This window comes from Brevundimonas sp. (genome assembly GCF_036405315.1).
Lineage (GTDB): Bacteria > Pseudomonadota > Alphaproteobacteria > Caulobacterales > Caulobacteraceae > Brevundimonas.
The window spans coordinates 1-2,866 of sequence record NZ_DASWXW010000088.1; the positions used below are offsets into that span (position 1 = coordinate 1).

The 2,866-nt window shown below is 67.8% G+C and carries 2 protein-coding genes; both read left to right on the forward strand.

The features are described 5' to 3' along the window. Window positions 1-206 precede the first annotated feature (206 nt). Window positions 207-1,562: a DcaP family trimeric outer membrane transporter gene (locus VGE49_RS05455; protein ID WP_331033554.1), complete on the forward strand. Its 1,356-nt coding sequence runs from the start codon at window positions 207-209 to the stop codon at window positions 1,560-1,562. Window positions 1,563-1,649: 87 nt separating this feature from the next. Then, window positions 1,650-2,866 (forward strand): acetate--CoA ligase (locus tag VGE49_RS05460; RefSeq protein ID WP_414643599.1); only part of this gene is annotated, 1,217 nt, incomplete at its 3' end.

Genomic DNA, 2,866 nt, shown 5'->3' on the forward strand with positions numbered 1-2,866 from the left:
GAGGGTGGTCGTCGGCGACGACGATGCGATCCATGAAAATCCTTCCCGCGCGCGGTTCTTTTTCGGGTCGAGGCCGCGCTGTGACGACACCATGCCGCGCCTCGACTTTGGTCGAAACTAGACCAATGGCTAATGGCCGCATACCGCCCCCGCGCGGAATGCTGCCGTCTCGAGGTTCGCATCAGATGAACCCGGGAGGACATGACATGGGAAGATTCCGCCTGCTCGGCGGCGCGGCCGCGGCTGCGCTCCTGTTCGCGCCCGGCGCCGTCCGGGCGCAGGACGCCAGTGCGGCCCTCGAGGCGCGCATCGCTCAGCTCGAAGCCGAGCTGAACAGCCTCAAGTCCGAAGTCGCCGCCGCGCGCACGCAGCAGACGACGCAATCGCAAGCCATGGCGCAGGACATCATCCGTCTGGAGGCCCGCCCGGCCGCGACGCCGCCCGCCCCCGCCGCCCCACGCGAGGAAGGTTTCCGCATCGGCGACCACACCGTGAAGTTCGGCGGCTTCATCAAGGTCGACGCCTCAGCCTCCCGCTACTCCGGCGGCGATCCCGCCAACGGCGACCTTTTGCGCGACTATCACCTGCCCGGCTCCATCCCTGTCGGCGGCGCGGACGAAGACACGGCGATGGACTTCAACGCTCGTCAGACACGCTTCTGGCTGACTACCGACGGCCTGGTCGGCGGCCACAAGGTCGGCGCCCGGCTGGAGATGGACTTCCAGAGCCTGCCCGGAACCGGCGACCAGCGTATCACCAGCGCCTCCACCCCTGCCCTGCGCCGCGCCTTCGTCACCATCGACAACTGGCTGATCGGTCAGGAGTGGACCAACTTCCAGAACACCGCCGTCCTGCCGGAATCGGCCGACTTCGTCGGCGCCGCCGAGGGCACGGTCTTCGCCCGCCAGGTCCAGGTCCGCTACACGCGCGGCCCCTTCTCGATCGCGGTCGAGAACCCCGAGACCACCGTCACCCCCTTCGGCGGCGGGACGCGCGTCATCGCCGACGACAACAGCCTGCCCGACCTGACGGCGCGTTACGCCGTCAGCCGCCCCTGGGGCGACCTGCAGTTCGCCGGTCTGCTGCGCCAGCTCAAGTATGAGAACCCGGCCAGCCATATCGACGACACGGCGACCGGCTGGGGCCTGTCGGCCTCGGCCAAGCTCAAGGTCGGGGCCCAGGACGACCTGCGCTTCATGCTGTCGGGCGGCGAGGGCGTGGGCCGCTATCTGGGGCTGAACTTCTCCAACGACGCGGTGCTGGACGCCTCGGGCCAGTTGGACGCCGTCGGCGTGATCGCCGGCTTCGCCGCCTATCGCCACGTCTGGACGCCGGGCTGGCGTTCCAGCCTGATCTGGTCGGCGCAGAAGGTGGACAACGACGTCCTGCTGACCGGAACCGGCGCCAACCGCTCGGCCCAGAGCCTCCACGCCAACCTCATCTGGTCGCCGGTCACGGCGTTTGATGTCGGGGCCGAACTGATGTTCGCTGACCGCAAGCTGGAGTCGGGACTGGACGGCGACATGACCCGTCTGATCCTGTTCGCCAAATACGGCTTCTAAGAAGACCAAGAACGAGACTGGAGGAAACGCGTGTCCACAGATCCGGAAATCTATCCCGTCCCCGCCGACCTGGCCGCCCGCGCCCACATGGACCGCGCCGGCTATGGCGCGGCCCGGATCGCCGCGCGCGAGACCCCGGACGCCTATTGGAGCGAACAGGCCAAACGCCTCGACTGGATGACCTTCCCGTCCAGGATCAAGGACGTGTCGTTCAAGAAGGAAGACTTCCGCATCCGCTGGTTCGAGGACGGGGTGCTGAACGTCTCGGCGAACTGCATCGACCGCCACCTGCCCCACCGCGCTGACGACACCGCCATCATCTGGGAGGGCGACGAGCCGACCGACAGCGAACGCGTCACCTACGGCCAGTTGCACGAACGCGTCTGCCGCATGGCCAATGTGCTCAAGGCCAACGGCGTCCAGAAGGGCGACCGCGTCACCATCTATCTGCCCATGATCCCCGAGGCCGCCTACGCCATGCTGGCCTGCGCCCGCATCGGGGCGGTCCACTCGGTCATCTTCGGCGGCTTCTCGCCCGACAGCATCGCCGGACGCATCGAGGACTGCGGTTCGACCTTCGTCATCACCGCCGACGAGGGCTGCCGCGGCGGCAAGAAGGTCCCGCTGAAGGCCAATGTCGACAAGGCGCTGGAAAAGGTCTCGGGAGTCGACGGCGTCCTGCTGATCCGCCACACCGGCGCGGACGTGGGCTTCGTCGCGGGCCGCGATCTGGACTACGAAACCGAGGCCGCCAAGGTCACGGCCCACTGCCATCCCGAGCCGATGCAGGCCGAGGACCCTTTGTTCATCCTCTACACCTCGGGCTCGACCGGCAAACCCAAGGGGGTGCTGCACACCACCGGCGGCTATCTGTTCTGGGCCAGCTACACCCACGAACTGGTCTTCGATTACCGTCCTGGCGAGGTCTTCTGGTGCACCGCCGACGTGGGCTGGGTGACGGGCCACTCCTATGGCGTCTACGGCCCCCTGGCCAATGGAGCCACGACCCTGCTGTTCGAGGGCGTGCCCAACTACCCCAGCGTCAGCCGCTTCTGGCAGGTCATCGACAAGCACAAGGTCGAGATCTTCTACACCGCCCCCACCGCCCTGCGCTCGCTGATGCGCGAAGGCGACGCACCCGTTAAGGCGACCAGCCGCCAGTCCCTGCGCCTGCTGGGCAGCGTCGGCGAGCCGATCAACCCCGAGGCCTGGCGCTGGTATCACGAGGTCGTCGGCGAGGGCCGCCTGCCCATCGTCGACACCTGGTGGCAGACCGAGACCGGCGGGGTGCTGGTTTCGCCCCT